Raw genomic sequence first — 17,172 nt, forward strand, 5'->3', positions numbered from 1 at the left:
CTCATCCCTTCACCGCCGCGCTCGCCACGCTGGCCACGATGTAGCGCTGGAAGAACAGGTAGATCGCGAGGATCGGGATGAGCGACAGCACCGTGGCCGCCAGGTTGACGTCCGGCAGGGCGTACGTCTCGCTCCCGATGGTCTGGTTGAACGACGCGAGCCCGAGCTGGATCGTGTACATCGTCGGGTCGTTGATGACGATGAGCGGCCACAGGTAGCTGTTCCACGTCGCGAGGAACAGCAGGATGACCAGGGTCGCGATGATGCCCTTGGCGAGGGGCGCGTAGATCCGCATGAGGATGCGCAGCTCGCCCGCGCCGTCGAGCCGGGCCGCCTCGCGCAGCTCGTCCGGGACGGAGTCGAGGTACTGCTTCACGAGGAACGCCCCGAACGGGTACGCGATGGCGGGCAGCCACAGGGCCCAGTACGTGTCGAGCATCCCGAGCCACCGGAACGTCATGAAGTTCGGGATGATCGTGGCCTCGAGCGGGATCATCATCGTCGCGAGGGCGACGACGAGGATGACCTTCGACCCGCGGGGTCGGATCTTCGACAGGGCGTACCCGGCCAGCAGCGCCGAGCCGAGGCTCAGGACGATCTCGACGACGGCGACCAGCAGGGTGTTGCCGTACAGGCGCCAGACGTCGATCCCCAGGGTCGCGATCCGGTACGCCTCCGTGCTGAAGTCCTCGGGGATGATCTGCGGCGGGAACGGGACCGACAGGCGGGCCTGCCCGTTGAAGCTCGTCGAGATCATGAAGACGAACGGCAGGAGGACGGCGAGCGCACCGATGGTCAGCACGAGGGCGCTCAGCCACCAGCCGAGCCGACGCGCGCGGGTTGCCGACCGCTGAGGACGCGGCGCCGTCGTCTGCTGCGGCGGCGCACCGGTGAGCTGCTGGACGGTCATGACAACCTCCTGCGGAACAGCGCGAAGTTGACGCACGTGAGGGCGAGGATGATGAGGAAGAGGACCACGGTGGCGGCGGACGCCTTGCCGAAGTCGAACGTGTTGAAGCCCGTCCGGTAGATGTAGAGCATGATCGTCGTGAGGACGCCGCCGGGCTGGCCGTCCGTCCCGCCGATCTGGTAGACGTCGGCGAAGCGTTTGAACGCGTTGATCGACTCGACGACGATGATGAAGAACGTGATCGGCCGGAGCATCGGCAGCGTGACGCTCCACCACCGGCGCAGCGAGCCGGCGCCGTCGACCTCCGCGGCCTCGTGCAGCTCGCGGGGCACCCCCTGGAGACCGGCGAGCCAGATGAGCGTCGTGTAGCCCAGGCCCTGCCACACGGACATGAGCACCACCGACGCGCGCGCCGTGCCCGGGTCGGAGAAGAAGCCGAACGGGCCGAGTCCGAGCTGGCCGAGCAGGGCGTTCACCCAGCCCTGCTCGGTCGGGTAGAAGACGTACGTGAACGCGATGGCCGCCGCGATCGCCGAGGTGATGTTCGGCGCGAAGTACACGGCCTTGAACAGGCTCTGCGTGGCCGGCAGCGAGTTGATGAGCGTCGCGATGACGAGGCTGAGCGGGATGCCGATGACGATCGTCAGCGCCCCCATGTACACGGTGTTCGACAGCGCGCTCCAGAACAGGTCGTCGCTGAAGATGTACGTGTAGTTGTCGAGGCCCACGTAGCTGGCCTGGACGCCGTTGCTGTCGGTGAAGCTCAGGCGGGCGGTCTCGACGAGCGGGTAGAGCGTGAACGCGGCGAGTGCCACGAGCATCGGCGTCAGGAAGATGTAGCCGATGACGTCGGAACGGGCGCGGAGTCCGAGCCCGCGCCGGCGCTGCGCGGCGGGCGGCTCGGGCGGCTTGCCCGTCCGGACGCGCGTGAGGGTGGGGTCCATGGTCCCTCCTTTGGAACCTCGGGTGGTGCGGGGTGTCAGGTCGCGGGGCGTCCCGTGCGTCTCTGGTGGGCGGCGGTGATGCGGGAGCGGGCGCCGAGGAGGTGGGCGCCGAGCTCCGTGCGTGCCGAGTCGCCGTCGCCGGCCAGCACGGCGTCGAGGATCTGGGCGTGCGACTCCGCCGACGGGCCGAGGTCGTCGTCCTGGGCGGTGCTGATCTCGAGCAGCGCCACGAAGGTCGGCTCGAGCGTGTGCCACATCGCGTGCAGGCGGCGGTGGTGCGACGCGGTGTAGAAGAGCCGGTGGAACATGACGTCGGCCTCCGCGAAGCTGGCGCTGTCGCCTCGCTGCGCCGCGTCCCGCATGGCCTCGACCGCGTCGACGAACGGCGTGCGGTCGAGCCGCTCCTGCTCGAGCACCAGGTCCAGGGCGAACGCCTCGAGCACCTCGCGCAGCGAGTAGAGCTCGTCGATGTCGTTCTCGTCGAGCCCGACGACGAACGCTCCGCGACGGCGTGACTCGACGAGGCCGTCGCTCTCGAGCGCCCGGAGCGCGTCGCGGATCGGGCCGCGGCTGACGCCGAAGCTCTCCGAGAGGGGACCTTCCACGAGATGGGTGCCGCGCTCGAGCTCTCCGGAGACGATCTTGCGGCGCAGTGCCCGGGCGACCCTGTCGCCGAGCGCTTCCTGCTGCAACGGGGTGACGTCGATGTCCATGTATGACCTCCGCGGGAGACGGTAGACGGTTAACTGTCGACCGGTCAAGGCGGAGGCGCTCGCCGGCCCGTGCCGCGGGGCTACGTCACTGACCCGCGTGGTGGGTCAGTGACGTACCGCCGGTCCGTGTCGCGGGGCTACGTCACTGATCCGCGTGGTGGATCAGTGACGTACCGCCGGCCCTTGGCCCCGGTTGTCTCCGCTGCGGAGTGGAGGGGCCGTCAGGCCGACGCGGGCTCCCGCTCGCGGTCGGTCGCGTGGTCGGACGCGCGCAGCGCCTCCCGCGCGATCGTCGTCACCCACACCATGACGAACGGGATGACCGTCACGTTCTTGATCGCGAGCTCCCACGAGAGGAACGTCGCGTGAGCGTCCGGGCTCAGGTCGGCGGCGAGCAGCTCCGGGACCACCTTGAAGACGAGCGTCAGTCCGACGAGCATCGCTGCGCTCGCCAGCAGCATCGGTGCGTTCCCGGCGACGAAGCGGGACAGCCGCCGGCCCAGCTGCGCCCATGGCATGGCCCGTTCGGCGCGGAACAACGTGCGCACGAGCCATGCCAGGAACATCAGCCGGACGACCGCCGTGAACACCTCGCCTCCCACGCCGCCGGCGAACGCGAATCGCTCGTCGCCCGAGACGGCGAGGAACCGCTGCGCCGACGCGAGCGCCCCGAACGCGGCGATCGCTGCGTAGTGGCGAAAGAAGAAGCGGAGCGCGACGCCGAACGTCGCGCTCGCCTGGGACCATCCCCGTGTCATCGATCTATCCTTCGGTTGTCTGAATAATTCAGTACACTAAACTATACGTGAGGGTGGAGGATGGCGCCATGACGAAGTCACCGGACGACGGCTCGGCCGGCGTGCCCGGTTCCCGAGGCGCACCCGGCGCACCCGACGCGGCGGCGAGGCTCGGCACCGACCTGAGCGACGCCGTCGTCCTCTTCCACGAAGCGCTCGGGTCGCTCCTCGGCCTCTCCGCGGCGGACAACAAGGCGCTGGGCATCGTGCGGCGTGAGGGGCCGATGTCGGCGTCCGAGCTCGCGACGCGCACCGGGCTCACGGCCGGAGCGATCACCGGGCTCGTCGACCGCCTCGAGGGGGCCGGGCTCGCGCAACGCACGCGGGACGCGGCGGACAGGCGGCGGCTCGTCATCTCCGCGACGGCGACGGCGTCGCCCGAGGTCGCTGTGGCGATCGGCGGTCTGCAGTCGGGCATGGCCGAGGTGACGTCGCACTTCACGCCGGAGCAGCTGCTCGTCGTCGCGGAATGGGTGGACCGGACGAGCGCCGTGCTGCGCGAGCAGGCGGCGGCGATCGCCCGACAGCGGCAGGAGTCGGCGGGGCGTCCGGAGCGCGGGCCGACGGTGTAGCGTCCGGCGCACGACAGGCAACGGAGGCGGGGTGCGGCATGGCTGTGACGATGCGCGACGTCGCGAAGCGCGCCGGCGTGTCGGTGAAGACCGTCTCGAACGTCGTCAGCGGCGAGTACCCGTACATCCGCCCCGAGACGCGCGCCCGGGTCGTCGAGGCCATCGAGGACCTCGGCTACCGGCTCAACGTGTCGGCGCGGCAGATGCGCACCAACCGGACCGACGTCATCGGCCTCGCCCTGCCGGAGCTCCGCCTGCAGTACTTCGCCGAGCTCGCGGACGAGGTCATCCGCGCCGCCGCCGAGGAGGGGCTGCGGGTCGTCATCGAGCAGGTGGAGCACGTCGAGCACGTCGCCGTCGACCACATGATCGGCACGGGCGCGCACCTCCTCGACGGCGCGATCGTCGCCCCGACCTCACAGGCCGACGTCGCGCCCGAGAGCGCCCCCCGCGGCTTCCCGATCGTGGTCCTCGGCGACCGCCGCATCGGCGACGACGTCGACCAGGTCTATCTCGCCAACGCCACCGGCGCTCGCCTCGCCGTGAATCACCTCCTCGACGTCGGCTGCCGGCGCATCGTCGCCCTCGGCGGCATGCCCGGCGAGACCACCGGCAACGCGGGGGAGCGCACGGCCGGCTACGCGGATGCGCTCGCCGCCCGCGGCGTCGACGTCGACCCCGACCTCGTGGTCCCGACCTCCGCCTGGACCATGGCGGCCGGAGCTCAGTCCCTCTCCGCGATCCTCGAGCGGGGCACGACGTTCGACGGCGTCTTCGCGTTCTCCGACTCCATCGCGATCGGCGCCCTCGGCGCCCTCGCGCAGGCGGGTGTCCGGGTGCCGGACGACGTCGCCGTCGTCGGCTTCGACGACATCGACGACGCCGCCCACGCCGTCCCGCCGCTGACCTCCGTCGCCGTGGACCGTGCGCGCACCGCCCACGAGGCCGTCCGCCTCCTCGTCCGACGCCTCCGGGCGGACACCCCGCCCCCGACGAGCGCCGTCGAGATCGGGGCCACGCTCGTCGTCCGCGCGTCGTCGACGCGCTCCGCCTGACCTCCACTCGCGCCCGCCAGTGCGCACGAGGTGCCTCTTGACGCTTCGTAGTACACCGTTGTACGGTCACGACCTGCACTAATACACCGTTGTACTAGCGAACGCACGAGGCGAAGGAGCTTCTCGGTGTCGATGCCCGTCACACTTCCCACGGCCGGGGGCGCGCTGCACCGGTTCTCCCCGAGCACCGCCGGCACCGCGTCCAGCAACGGCGGCACCTCCGACGGCGCCGTCGCGGACAACGTCGCCACAGACGACGTCGCCGTCACCTTCGCCCTCGACACCCGCGGCGTGCCCGTCAGCACCCTGCTGTTCTCCCAGTTCCTCGAGCACATGTCGTACGCCACGATCGGTGGGCTGAGCGCCGAGCTCGTCGTGAACCCGACGTTCCACCCCGACCATCACCTCCGTGCCGACCAGATCGCCCAGCTCCGGGCGAACGCCGACGCAGCCGTGGCGTGGGCGCTCGGCGACCCGACGCCGATCCGCCACCGGTGGGTCTCCTCGCCGCTCGCGAGCGGGTGGTCGGTGACGCTCTTCGACGACGAGACGGCGCGCGGGCTGCCGCTCGGCTGGGGAGCCCTCGGCCGCCCGGGAGCGGTGCGGCGCGCCGTCGGTCGCGTCGGGGGAGCGGTGCGGATCGACGGGCCGGGCGGCGCGGCAGACGACGGCGGCGCGGCGGACGACGGCGTCGCGCACCTCGGGCGGGCGACGGTGCCGCTCGACGGCACGGTCGCCGGCATCCGGCAGGCCGTGTACGTCCCGACCCACCGCACGCGCCGGGTCCACGTGCGGCTCTGGGCGCGCGCGGAAACCACCCTCGCGCACGTCGAGGTCGGCCTGCGCCGTCGGCTCTCGACGGCGCCGGCCCGCCCTGCCGGGCAGGTGCTCGCGAACGCGACGATCGCCGTCGGTCCCCACGACTGGGGGCCGCAGGACGTGATCCTCGAGGTCGACGGCGACGCGCTCGCCCGGCACGAACCCTGCGACCTGTACGTGCTCGACCACGGCGGGGACGCCGTCGTCGTCGACCGCATCAGCGTGCTCCCGACCGACCACGTCCACGGCCTCGACCCCGAGATCCTCGACATCGCCCGCCGCGCCCGCATCGGCGAGCTGCGCTGGCCCGGCGGGAACTTCGTGAGCCACTACCACTGGCGCGACGGCGTCGGCCCGCTCGACCTGCGGCCCACCCGCGCCAACCCGGCGTGGGGCGGCCTCGAGACGAACCTCATCGGCACCGACGAGTACCTCCGCCTCTGCGAGCTGCTCGACGCGACGCCGCACATCACCGTCAACACGGGCACGGGCACGCCCGAGGAGGCGGCGGCCTGGGTCGAGTACTGCAACGGCGCCCCGGACACCCCGATGGGACGCCTGCGCGCGGCGAACGGGCACCCGGAGCCCTACGGCGTCACGGTGTGGGAGGTCGGCAACGAGAACTTCGGCGCCTGGCAGGGCGGCTTCACGGGCTCCGAGGAGAACGCCCGGAGGTTCGCCCAGTTCGCGACGGCGATGCGCGCCGTCAGCCCGATCCCGCTCCGCCTGCACGCGTGCGGCAACTGGTCCGACCTCGTGCCGCCGAGCGTCGCGCACGACGACGTCGCGTGCGACGGGCGCTGGCACAGCGAGCTGCTCCGCCAGGCGGCGGGCGACGTCGACGTGATCTCCCTGCACCCGCTCCCGATCAACGACCGCGGCCTCGAGGGCGTCTCCGAAGACGAGGCCCACGCCGCCGTCATGGCGCAGGTGGTCACCGCGGAGCGCGAGAGCCTGCCGCGCCTGCTCGCCGAGTGCGACGCCGTCCGCGCCGACCCGCCGATCCGGCTCTCCATCACGGAGTGGGGGCCGATCGGCGAGAACCCCGCGCGGATCAACGTGGAGAACGTCGGGGGCGCGGTGTGGGGCGCGACGATGCTCGCGACGGCCATCCGGTTCGGCGAGCGCATCGAGTCGGCCAGCGCGAACGGCTTCCACCACGGCGGCGCGATCAAGAAGGGCGCCGGGGTCGTGTACACGGACCCGGTGGTCGACGTCGTCGTGCGGCTCCGCGAGTTCGCCGGCTGGACGCCGGTCGGGATCGAGACGCACGGCCCGGGCCACGACGTCGCCATCGGCACCGATCTCGGCGTGCCGGAGCGCGACGTGCCCGACGTCGACGTCCTCGGGCTCCTCTCGCCCGACGCGTCGCGCCTCGTGGTCATGGCCGTGAACCGCCGCCTCGGCGCGCCACGGCACGTGCGGCTCCGCCGACCTGACGGCTGGGGCCGGGCGAGCGCGGAGCTGCTCGTCGGGCCGCAGGTGTTCGACCGCGCCTCGCCCGTGGACCCGGACCCGTTCCCCTGGACGCCGGCGCACCTGGATCCCGAGACCGGGACCGACGGCGGCGTCACGGGATTGACCGTCCCGCCGGTCGCCGTCGCCCTCGTCCACCTCGAACGCACGCCCGACGGCACGACCTGACGCACCACCCGCCAGCAGAGGGCACGTCTCATCACTCGAAGGAGAGCACCATGAGCAAGCTCATCAGGGTCGCGGCGCTCGCCGCGGCCGGCGCGCTGACCCTCGCCGCGTGCGCGAGCGGCGGCGGCGACGCCGGGGACGACGGCGGCCAGGCCGGTCCCGTCGAGATCACGTTCTGGAACGGCTTCACCAGCTCCGACCGCCCGATCGTGGAGCAGCTCGTCGCTGAGTTCAACGACTCCCAGGACGACTACCGGGTGCGGATGGAGATCCAGCCCTGGGACACGATGTACTCCAAGCTCATGCCCGCCTACCAGGCCGGCGAGGGGCCGACGCTCGTGGCGATGGACCCGGCCCGCACGCCGGCGTACGTGGAGCGCGGCGTCCTCGCACCCGTCGACGACTTCTACGGCGACGGCGCGCTCGACGCGGCCACGCTGCCCGAGGCGAGCCTCGAGGCGAACATGTACGACGGCGTCCAGTACGGCGTCCCGATGAGCGCGGGCGCCGGGATGCTCTACTGGAACGCGGACATCTTCGCCGCGGCCGGCATCGAGGGACCGCCCGAGACGTGGGCAGAGCTGGCCGACGTCGCCGTCCAGCTCACCGAGGGCGACCAGTACGGCCTGCCCATCGCCGACCACGAGGCGCTCTCGCTGTGGCCCACGCTGTTCTGGGCCGACGGCGGCGGCATCTTCACGGACGACTCGAGCGCCTCGCTCCTGGGCGACGACGCCACGGTGGCCACCATGGAGTTCTGGACCGACCTGGTGCAGAACGAGGGCATCTCCCCGGCCGGGCTCTCCGGGGCCGACGCTGACGCGCTCATGCTCGCCGGGAGCGCCGCGATGCACATGACCGGGCCGTGGCTGAGCTCCGGGCTCACGGAGGCCGGGATCAACTGGGAGGTCGCGCCGCTGCCGGCAGGGACCTCGGGGCAGTTCAGCCCGGCGGTCATCGTCAACATGCACCTCGACGCGAACGCGACGGACGCCGAGCGGGAGGCCGCGCGCGCGTTCGTCACGCACTGGAACTCGCCCGAGGCGCAGACGACGTGGGCGGTCGGGACGTCGTACCCGCCGAACCGCACGGACATCCCGGCGTCGGACCTGGCCGAGAACCCGACGTCGGCCGCGTTCACGGAGGCCATCGGACCGCGCTTCTACCAGGCCGGGCTGCTCAACTTCGCCGACCTCGACGCGAACGTCGTCACCCCGACGATCCAGCGCGTCCTCGCCGGTGAGGGCACGGCTGCCGACCTCTTCCCGGAGGCCGCGGAGCAGCTCGACTCCCAGATCGAGACGCTCGGCGAATGACGGCGGCCCTTCCCTCGGCGTCCGCCCCGTCGGCGCCCGCCCGCGGCAGCGCGGGTGGGCCCGGCGGGCGGCGCGTGGGACGACGCTCGACGATCGAGCGCCGCCGCACGCGCACGGCCGTGGCGTTCCTGCTGCCCGCGGTCCTGATCCTCGCCGTCTTCGTCTTCTGGCCGATCGCCAACGCGCTGCGGACGTCGTTCACCGACGAGGCGTTCCTGCCCGTGACGAACTGGGTCGGGCTCGACAACTACATCCGGCTGGCCGACGACGAGCGCTTCTGGGGCGCTCTCCGCAACACCGCGGTGTACACGGCGGTGACGGCGCCGGTGTCGGTGGCGATCGCCCTCGGCCTCGCGCTGCTGCTCAACCGGCCGATGCGCGGCCGCGCCGCGTTCCGGGCGATCCTGTTCTTCCCGTGGGTCGCGTCGCTCGGGATCACGTCGATCGCGTGGGCCGCCCTCGTCGATCCCCAGATCGGGATGCTGACGTCCTGGCTGCGGTGGTTCGGCATCTCGATCGGGGACGGGCTGCGCGACCCGGAGTTCGCGATGGCCGCCGTCATGTTCGTCGGCATCTGGCGAAACGTCGGGTTCTTCATGGTGATGTACCTCGCGGGGCTGCAGCAGATCCCGGGCCACCTGGAGGAGGCCGCCCTGCTCGACGGCGCCGGCGCGTGGCAGAAGTTCCGGAACGTGACGTGGCCGCTGCTGGCGAACACGACGATGTTCGTCGTCGTCATCGCCGCCGTCTTCTCGTTCCAGGCGTTCGACCAGATCTACGTGATGACGGCCGGCGGCCCGTACTTCCGGACCGAGACGCTGGTCATGCTCATCTACGGGTCGGCGGTGCGCGACTTCGACGTCGGGTACGCGACGGCGGTCTCGTGGGTGCTCGTGCTCATCGTGCTCACGCTCAGCCTCATCCAGATGCGGTACTTCTCGAAGCGCGTGGTGCAGTACTGATGACGACGGCGACCCTTCCCTCTCGTAGCACCTCGCCGTCGCGCCCGGCGGGGCCGTTCCGCGCCGGTCGCGCGCGGGCGACGACGGCGACACGCACGCTGGTGACGTGGTTCGCCCTGGCCGCGGCGTCCGCCGTCGTGCTCCTGCCGCTCGCATGGATGCTGAGCGCTTCGCTGCGCACGCAGGGCGACCTCGTGGGCAGTCCGTCGTCGCTCATCCCGACGAACGTCACGTTCGAGAACTACGTCGAGATCTGGCAGCTCATCCCGTTCGGGCGGCTGTTCCTCAACACCGTCGTGTTCGCCGGGGTGGTGGCGTGCGTCTCCGTGGTGATCGACGCGATGGCGGGCTACGCGCTCGCGCGGTTCGACTTCCCGGGCCGGACGTTCGTGTTCGTGGCGCTCGTCGCCACGCTGCTCGTCCCGATCCAGGTGACGTTCGTGCCGGTGTACTCGTTGTTGATCGACCTCGGGTGGGTGAACACCCTGCACGGGTTGATCGTGCCCCGGATCGCCGACGCGTTCGGGATCTTCTTCCTCCGGCAGTACTTCCTCGCCCTGCCGAAGGACCTCGAGGACGCCGCCCGGATCGACGGCGCCTCGGAGGTGCGGATCTTCCGGTCGATCATGTTCCCGCTCGCCGGCCCGGCGCTGCTGACGATCTTCATGTTCAACCTGGTCGGCAACTGGAACGACCTGCTGTGGCCGCTCATCGTCATGAGCGACCCGCAGTCGACGACCCTGCCCGTGGGCCTGGCGCTGTTCCGCGGTCAGCACGTCATCGAGTACGGGCCGCTCATGGCCGGGTCGGTGCTCGCGCTCATCCCGATGGTGATCGCGTTCGTCGTCGTGCAGCGACGGTTCATCGAAAGCATCGCAACGACCGGGATCAAGTAGAACCGGTTGATCCTGCCGCTGTCGACCCGTCGACTCCGTGCGCAGCGATAAGGACGGGCGCCGTGTGGGTGCGGCGACCTACAGTTCACAGCGTCATGATCGACGCTCCCCTCGCACCCACCCGAGACCAGGCCGCGCCCGCGCGCCGGGCGATCGACCCGTCGCGTCGTCTCGACTGGCGGCGTCTCCGCGGAGTGGTGACGGTGCTGGCGCTGCTCGCGCTCGCCGTCGCCACGGTCGGGACGGCGCTCGGCACGGTCGTGGCGGGACGCCTCGCCCAGGAGGCGACGGCGGCCGGCGTCCTCCTGCTCGCCGGGTGCCTCGTCGGGGCGGCGCTGCTCGACACCCTCGGGTACGTGAGCTGGGCCGGCGTCGTCGACAAGGCCGAGGGCCGGCTGCGCGGCGACCTCCTGAGCGCCGCGCTGCACCAGCCGCTCGCCGCGCTCACGGAGCAGGCCGTCGGCGAGGTGCTCGACCGGGTCGACGACGACACGCACGCCCTCGGCACCCTGGTGCGTCGCCAGATGTGGGGGATGGGCCGCACGCTCGTCGGATCCCTGCCGCTGTGGATCGTCGCCGGCCTCACCTGGTGGCCGGCGTGGATCCTCTTCCCCGCGCTCGCGGCCGTCACGCTGCTCGTGGTGCGGCCCATGCTCGGCGAGATCGCGCGCCGCAAGGTCGTCGAGGAGCGTGCCTGGACGGACAACGCCGCCGCGTTCGAGGAGGCCGTCGCCGCGCGGGACGATCTGCGCACCAGCGGCGGGCAGGCGTTCGCGGTGCGACGGCTCGCCGAGATGTCGGCCGCCGTGCACCGCACGCTCGACCGCGTGCTGCAGGTCGAGACGTCGATGACGTGGCGTGCCGGCAGCCTGCTCCACGCGCTGCTCGCCGGGGTCGCCGTCAGCGGCGCGGCCCTGGCCGTCGGCGGCGACGTCTCCGTGGGGCAGCTCGTCACGCTGTTCCTCGTCACGTCGACGTTCGTGGGTCAGGTCGACCAGCTCGCCCACCACCTGCCCGACCTGCAGGAGGGCGTGGGCGCCGCGATCCGCGTGCGCCAGCTCCTCGAGGCCGAGTCGGAGCCCACGGGCGGGCGCACCCTGCCCGACGAGCCGCTCGACCTCGAGCTGCGGGACCTGCACTTCGCCTACGCCGAGGGCACGTTCGCCCTGCAGGACGTGTCGCTGCGCGTGCCGGCCGGGCACACCGTGGCGCTCGTCGGGCGCACCGGGTCGGGGAAGTCGACGCTCGCCTCGCTCCTGTCGCGCGCCGTCGATCCCGAGCCCGGCACGGTGTTCCTCGGCGGGCACGACGTGCGCGACCTCGACCTGCAGGATCTGCGCCGCCGCGTCGGCGTCGTCACGCAGCGCACCGAGATCCTCGCCGGCACGCTGGCCGAGAACATCACGCTCTTCGCCCACCTCCCGCGCGCCGACGTCGAGGCGGCGGTGGCCGAGCTCGGCCTCACGGATTGGGTGGCCGGACTGCCCGACGGGCTCGACACGCTCCTCGGTCCGGGCGGGACCTCGCTGTCCGCGGGTGAGGAGCAGCTCGTCGCGTTCGCCCGCCTGCTGGTGGCCGACGTCCAGGTCGTCGTCCTCGACGAGGCCACCGCACGCATGGATCCGCTCACCGAGGCCCGGGTCATCGCGGCTTCCGAGCGGCTGCTCGGGGGGCGCACGGGTGTGCTCGTCGCGCACCGGCTGGGCACGGTCGAGCGTGCGGAGCTCGTGGTCGTGCTCGATCACGGCCGCGTCGTGCAGCAAGGCGCGCGCGTCGCGCTGGCCGCCCAGGACGGGCCGTTCCGCTCGCTGCTCGAGGCGAGCCGCGTCGCCGAGGCCGAGCACGGTGGCGGCTCGGCCGGCGAGGACCACGCGACACTCGACACGGCGGTGGGCGCCCGCCGTCGGACGGGCCCGCCGCCCGACCTGCCGGACCCCGGCACCGGCCCGAGCCTCGCTCGCGGCATCGCGCACGCGCTGCTCGTCCGGCCCCGGTGGGGGATCCTCGGCGGCGCGTTGTTCCTGGTGGCGAGCCTGGTCTCCGCGCAGGGCGCGATCACCGGCTATCTCTGGGGCCGCGCCGTGACCGACCTGGAGCGCGGCGCCACGCCGGCCGTGCTCGTCGGCGTGATGGCGGTGCTGCTGCTCGTGGTGCCCCTGTGCCACGCGGGCGCGATGCGCATCTACCCGAAGTGGTGGGTCGAGGTGCTGCTGCGCATCCGCACGGCGGTGCTCGTCGGGCAGACGAACCAGCACCGGCTGCGCCGCACACCGCCGGGGGAGGTCGTCGCACGCGCGCTCGACGCCGACCGGTACGTCCGGTACGCCGACCGGTGGGTGGACCTGACCAACGGCCTGGTGATCGTGGTGGTCACGACCCTGCTGAGCGGGTCGCTCCTCGCCGGCGCTGTGCTGCTCGCGGTGCTGGTGGTCACCGCGGTCTGCGCGGTGGCGGGCCGACCGATCGCGGGCCGGACGGCGGCGCGGGCCTCGACGGCGAGAGCCCGGTTCGGCCGCGCGCTGGTCTCGGCCCTGGACGCCGCCCGGACCGTCAAGCTCGCGGCCCGCACGCCGCAGGTGCACGACCACCTGCGCGGCGTCGACGCCGGGCGCGTCCGTGCGGCGGTGTTCGAGCACCGCGTGCAGGCGGTGCTCGACGGCGTCCCGGTCATCGCCGTCCAGGCAGGGGTGGTCGTGGCGTGGGCAGCGCTGCTGTCCGGGACGTGGAACCTCGCCACGACGCTGCTCGTCGCGGCAGCCGTGAGCGGCTTCAACTGGTTCGGCGTGGTGGCGGGCGCCGTCGTCACGGAGGCGCCGGGCACGCGCGCGTGGCAGAGGTCCACGGGCGCGTTCGCCGGAGGCACGGACCTCACGGTGCTGCCGCCGGATGTCGACCTGAGCACGGGCGGTGCGCCGGCGCCGTCGGCGGCAGCGCGCGAGCAGCTGCGGGCGCTCGAGCTGCGCGGTCTCACGGCGGTGCACGACGACGGCACGATCGGCGTCGAGAACGTCGACCTGGCTGTCCACCGCGGAGAGCTGGTGCTGCTGCTCGGCCAGGTGGGCTCCGGCAAGTCGAGCCTGCTCTCGTCGCTGGCCGGCCTCATGGAGCACACTGGCAGTGTCACGTGGAACGGGGCCGAGGTGGACGACGCGCAGCTCTTCCTGCGCCCCGGCCGGGTGGCGCACGTGGCTCAGGTGCCGCGCGTGCTCTCGGGCACGTTCGCGGAGAACGTGCGCCTCGATCACGCGGAGCGCGACGTGGCCGGACCGATCGACGCGGCCCGGCTGACGATGGACGTCGAGGACGCCGGCGGTGCGGACGCCGTCGTCGGGCATCGCGGCGTGCGCCTCTCCGGTGGGCAGGTGCAGCGCCTCGCGCTGGCTCGCGCTCTCGCGACGGACTCCGAGCTGCTGCTCGCCGACGACGTGTCGAGCGCGCTCGACGCCGCGACCGAGATCGAGCTCTGGGACTCCCTGCGCGAGCGCGGCACGACGGTGGTGGGTGCGACGTCGAAGCGCGCCGCGCTCGCACGGGCCGACCGGGTCGTGGTGCTGGCCGACGGTGCGGTCGCCGCCGTCGGGCCGTGGCGCGAGCTCGCCGGCCGCTGGGGTCACCTCGCCGGCTGACGCCGCCCCAGCGGAGTGGCTGGAGCGGCGAAAGTACTGCGGCGCTGCGGCAATGTCGCGGGCCTACGGCAGTGACCCGTGTGGCGGGTCACTGCCGTAGCGCGGAGGGCTGCGGCGGTGGCGTGGGCCTACGGCAGTGACCCGCGTGGTGGGTCAGTGCCGTAGGTCGCGGCCATCACCCACCGCGCCGCACAGCACCGGGCTCTTACGCGGGCTGGGCCGCCCCCACGCCAGCGCCGACGAGCAGCTCGGACATCGCGGAGCCTTCGGCGTCCGGCAGCTCCAGGCCGAGCACCGCGGCGAACGTCGGCGCCTCGTCGAGGATCGAACGGCGCCCCGCGTCCGCCCCCGGCGCGAACGACGGCCCGGTCGCGAGGAACACCGGCTGCCCCCGTGCTGCGGGGCGTGGCCGTGGTTCCCGAGGTACCCCGCGAAGTCGGCGTCCTCGCGGCGCACCACCGGCCGGCTCGTCCAGTCCCGCCCGACGAGGACCCCCGGCTCCGACTCCACGACGTACGCGAACGGGCCGTCGAGCCCGTAGCGCGACGCCGCCTCGGCAGCCGTGTGGATCGCCGCGATCCGGTACTGCGGATCCGCCTCGAGGTCCCGCAGGAGGGCGGCGACGTCGGCCAGCCGCGCGGGGGAGAGGTCCTCCGCGAGGAACAGCTGCCCGGACAGACCCGCGCTGTGGCAGATCACGTCGTAGTCGAGCAGCCGCCCCGCGCCGTCGATCCGGAGGAACCCGCGCTCGGCGAACACCGCGTTCAGCTGCGTGTGCTGCTCGACGGCGAGGTGCCCGTGGTCGCTCACCAGCACGACGTTCGTGCGCTCCAGCTCCCCGGTGTGCTCGAGCACGTCGAGCAGTCGCCCCAGGTACCCGTCGATGCGGCGCAGGGCGTCGTGCACCTGTGGCGAGAACGGCCCGGTGGCATGCCGGGCGGCGTCGACAGCCACGAGGTGCAGGACCATCACGTCCGGGCGCTCCCGCTCCAGCACGTCCGCCGCGACCGCGCACGCGAAGTCGTTGAAGTCCCGCTTCGGCTCCCACACGACGAGGTCCACGTGCTTCGCCACGTACGTCTCCCACACGTCGGGCGAACCGGTCGCCCGGTACATCTCCTGGACGCCGCCCCAGTACTCCCGGTCCCAGATCTCGGGCACCAGCGTGTCGATGTCGGCGTGCGCCGTCGCCGGCCACTGCACCGCAGCCGTGCGCAGACCCGCGCGGCGGGCGGCGTCGAGCAGCGTCGGCACGCGCACGTGGTGAGCCGACCAGAACCAGTCCGGGTCCGCCTCGTGCGGCTGGAACTGGGTGTTGTTGTAGATGCCCGACGACGCCGGCCCGGCTCCCGTGAGCTGTGCGGTGTGGTTGGGGTACGTGAGCGTCGGGAAGACGGCCTCGATCTGCGCCGTCGCCGCATCGCGCAGCAGCCGGCCGAACGCGGGGAGCGTGCGGGCGAACTCGACGTCGTCACCCACCATCGCGTCCACCGACACCACGAGCAGCTTGTGAGGTGCGCTCATGCGGACATGACCTCCTCGAGGTCCTCGCGGTTGTCCTCGATGACCTCCTCGAACGTGGCCTGCAGGCCGCCCAGGACACCGGCGACGTCGGCGTTATCGCCGTACACCTGCGCCATCGCCGCGCCGAGCTCCGTGGCGCCGGACTGGTACCAGACCGGCTGGTCAGCGGTCTGCGCGTTCGGCAGCTGCGCGAGCGCCACGCCGAAGTTGGGGTCGGCGGCCACGAGGTCCTGCACCGTCGCGGTGTCGTGCGACGCCTTGACGATCGGCAGGTAGCCGGTTCCGGCGTGCCACTGCGCGGACATCTCGGGGTCGGCGAGGAACCGGAACAGCTCGGCGCATGCGTCCTGGCGCTCCTGGGACTCGGCCTTGACGATGGACAGGCCGGAACCGCCCGTGGGCACCTTGGTGGAGTCCTCGAGCTTGCCGAGCATGAACGCCGTCCCGATCTCGAAGTCCGACGCCTCGGTGGCGCCGCGCAGCGACGCCGTCGACCCGTGGCATGCCGCCGCGAGGCCGGTCTGGAAGTCGGTCATCGCGGACTGCGCCATGTACCCGAAGCCGTCGTCGTGGATGAAGCCCGCCTTCCAGGTGAGCCAGTCGTGCATCTGCTCGGAGTCCACCGTGACGGTGAGGTCGTCCGAGAGGGCCCCGCCCCACGCCCACGCGTGCGCCTGGCCGTACCAGTTGTCGCCCGTGCCGAACGCCATGGGCATGAGCGGCTGGCCGGCCACGCTGATGCTCTTCAGCTCGGGCGCGAACTCCGCGAACTCGTCCCAGGTCGCCGGGCCGGTCTCGGGAAGCCCGAGCTCGAGGAACCGCGTCTTGTTGAAGTAGAAGAGCGGCGTCGAGCGGGCGAACGGCACGACGTACGTCTGGCCGGCCGCGACGCCCTCGCCGACGTAGTTGTCGAGGTAGACGTCGAGCGACCACTCGTCGTCGAAGTAGCCGTCGAGCGGTGCGAGCGCGTCCGAGAAGTGGAACTGGAGCCACTGCATCTCGGGGAAGCACACGATGTCCGGCACCTGGCGTGCCTGCAGCGCCGCCGTGAACTTCTGGTTGAGCGTCGCGTAGTCGGCCTGGGACTCGGCGGCCGCGTAGATCTCGTCCTGCGAGTCGTTGAACGCCGTGAACTGCTCCTGCACGACCTCGAAGTTCACGCCGGTGAACGGCGCCCAGAACAGGATGTTCGTGCGGCCCGAGTACTGCGACGGGACGTTGGTGACGGGCGCCTGGCTGAACCCGTCGCGCAGGTTCGAGCTGCTCTCCGCGCCCGACCCGCCCGAGCCGCCGCCCGGCGCGCCGCAGGCGGCGAGCCCGAGGCCGGCGGCCGAGACACCGAGCGTGGACAGGAGGGTGCGGCGGGACAGATGGAGCGAGCTGGGCGAAGGCAT

The 17,172-nt window shown here is 72.3% G+C and carries 13 protein-coding genes; 7 read left to right on the forward strand and 6 right to left on the reverse strand.

Annotated features, from left to right (window positions below):
• Position 1 precedes the first annotated feature (1 nt).
• From BCAV_RS07625 to BCAV_RS07640, 4 genes are all read right to left on the reverse strand, one after another.
• Positions 2–910 (reverse strand): carbohydrate ABC transporter permease, encoded by a 909-nt coding sequence (locus BCAV_RS07625; RefSeq protein ID WP_015882011.1) that lies wholly within the window; start codon positions 908–910, stop codon positions 2–4.
• Positions 907–1,854 carry a carbohydrate ABC transporter permease gene (locus BCAV_RS07630; protein ID WP_015882012.1) on the reverse strand — a complete coding sequence of 316 codons (948 nt, stop codon included), beginning with the start codon at positions 1,852–1,854 and terminating at the stop codon, positions 907–909. Before BCAV_RS07630 ends, BCAV_RS07625 begins: the two co-directional genes overlap by 4 nt.
• Positions 1,855–1,889: 35 nt before the next feature.
• On the reverse strand, positions 1,890–2,567 hold the full coding sequence (locus tag BCAV_RS07635; protein ID WP_015882013.1) for a GntR family transcriptional regulator: 678 nt from the start codon (positions 2,565–2,567) through the stop codon (positions 1,890–1,892).
• A gap of 221 nt (positions 2,568–2,788) precedes the next feature.
• A complete protein-coding gene (locus BCAV_RS07640) occupies positions 2,789–3,325 on the reverse strand; it encodes a hypothetical protein (protein WP_015882014.1) in 537 nt (178 codons plus the stop codon).
• 68 nt (positions 3,326–3,393) lie between these two features.
• On the opposite strand from BCAV_RS07640, the gene BCAV_RS07645 reads away from it, so the two are divergent.
• From BCAV_RS07645 to BCAV_RS07675, 7 genes are all read left to right on the forward strand, one after another.
• Positions 3,394–3,936 (forward strand): MarR family winged helix-turn-helix transcriptional regulator, encoded by a 543-nt coding sequence (locus BCAV_RS07645; protein WP_015882015.1) that lies wholly within the window; start codon positions 3,394–3,396, stop codon positions 3,934–3,936.
• A gap of 38 nt (positions 3,937–3,974) precedes the next feature.
• Positions 3,975–4,991, forward strand: a complete 1,017-nt coding sequence (locus tag BCAV_RS07650) for a LacI family DNA-binding transcriptional regulator (protein WP_015882016.1) — start codon at positions 3,975–3,977, stop codon at positions 4,989–4,991.
• Positions 4,992–5,123: 132 nt separating this feature from the next.
• Positions 5,124–7,454, forward strand: coding sequence for a hypothetical protein (locus BCAV_RS21575; protein ID WP_483458323.1), 2,331 nt, complete (start codon positions 5,124–5,126; stop codon positions 7,452–7,454).
• A gap of 50 nt (positions 7,455–7,504) precedes the next feature.
• Positions 7,505–8,770, forward strand: coding sequence for an ABC transporter substrate-binding protein (locus BCAV_RS07660; RefSeq protein ID WP_015882018.1), 1,266 nt, complete (start codon positions 7,505–7,507; stop codon positions 8,768–8,770).
• Entirely contained in the window at positions 8,767–9,732 is a 966-nt protein-coding gene (locus BCAV_RS07665; protein WP_015882019.1) for a carbohydrate ABC transporter permease, read from the forward strand. Before BCAV_RS07660 ends, BCAV_RS07665 begins: the two co-directional genes overlap by 4 nt.
• Complete coding sequence (locus BCAV_RS07670; protein ID WP_015882020.1) at positions 9,732–10,628, forward strand: carbohydrate ABC transporter permease; 897 nt, start codon at positions 9,732–9,734, stop codon at positions 10,626–10,628. Before BCAV_RS07665 ends, BCAV_RS07670 begins: the two co-directional genes overlap by 1 nt.
• A gap of 95 nt (positions 10,629–10,723) precedes the next feature.
• A complete protein-coding gene (locus BCAV_RS07675) occupies positions 10,724–14,254 on the forward strand; it encodes an ATP-binding cassette domain-containing protein (RefSeq protein ID WP_015882021.1) in 3,531 nt (1,176 codons plus the stop codon).
• Positions 14,255–14,407: 153 nt separating this feature from the next.
• Here the strand turns inward: BCAV_RS07675 and BCAV_RS07680 are convergent, their stop codons facing one another.
• A complete protein-coding gene (locus BCAV_RS07680; protein WP_015882022.1) occupies positions 14,408–15,778 on the reverse strand; it encodes an alkaline phosphatase family protein in 1,371 nt (456 codons plus the stop codon).
• Positions 15,775–17,172: an extracellular solute-binding protein gene (locus BCAV_RS07685; protein WP_015882023.1), complete on the reverse strand. Its 1,398-nt coding sequence runs from the start codon at positions 17,170–17,172 to the stop codon at positions 15,775–15,777. Before BCAV_RS07685 ends, BCAV_RS07680 begins: the two co-directional genes overlap by 4 nt.

Source organism: Beutenbergia cavernae DSM 12333 (assembly GCF_000023105.1).
Taxonomy (GTDB): Bacteria; Actinomycetota; Actinomycetes; order Actinomycetales; family Beutenbergiaceae; genus Beutenbergia; species Beutenbergia cavernae.

Bases quoted from the DNA above. Each gene is read 5' to 3' on its own strand.
- BCAV_RS07640 (WP_015882014.1), bottom strand. From the start codon at position 3,325: ATGACACGGGGATGGTCCCAGGCGAGCGCGACGTTCGGCGTCGCGCTC.
- BCAV_RS07685 (WP_015882023.1), bottom strand. From the start codon at position 17,172: ATGCCTTCGCCCAGCTCGCTCCATCTGTCCCGCCGCACCCTCCTGTCC.
- BCAV_RS07635 (WP_015882013.1), bottom strand. From the start codon at position 2,567: ATGGACATCGACGTCACCCCGTTGCAGCAGGAAGCGCTCGGCGACAGG.
- BCAV_RS07675 (WP_015882021.1), top strand. From the start codon at position 10,724: ATGATCGACGCTCCCCTCGCACCCACCCGAGACCAGGCCGCGCCCGCG.
- BCAV_RS07650 (WP_015882016.1), top strand. From the start codon at position 3,975: ATGGCTGTGACGATGCGCGACGTCGCGAAGCGCGCCGGCGTGTCGGTG.
- BCAV_RS07645 (WP_015882015.1), top strand. From the start codon at position 3,394: ATGACGAAGTCACCGGACGACGGCTCGGCCGGCGTGCCCGGTTCCCGA.
- BCAV_RS07680 (WP_015882022.1), bottom strand. From the start codon at position 15,778: ATGAGCGCACCTCACAAGCTGCTCGTGGTGTCGGTGGACGCGATGGTG.
- BCAV_RS07630 (WP_015882012.1), bottom strand. From the start codon at position 1,854: ATGGACCCCACCCTCACGCGCGTCCGGACGGGCAAGCCGCCCGAGCCG.
- BCAV_RS07625 (WP_015882011.1), bottom strand. From the start codon at position 910: ATGACCGTCCAGCAGCTCACCGGTGCGCCGCCGCAGCAGACGACGGCG.
- BCAV_RS07665 (WP_015882019.1), top strand. From the start codon at position 8,767: ATGACGGCGGCCCTTCCCTCGGCGTCCGCCCCGTCGGCGCCCGCCCGC.
- BCAV_RS07660 (WP_015882018.1), top strand. From the start codon at position 7,505: ATGAGCAAGCTCATCAGGGTCGCGGCGCTCGCCGCGGCCGGCGCGCTG.
- BCAV_RS21575 (WP_483458323.1), top strand. From the start codon at position 5,124: ATGCCCGTCACACTTCCCACGGCCGGGGGCGCGCTGCACCGGTTCTCC.
- BCAV_RS07670 (WP_015882020.1), top strand. From the start codon at position 9,732: ATGACGACGGCGACCCTTCCCTCTCGTAGCACCTCGCCGTCGCGCCCG.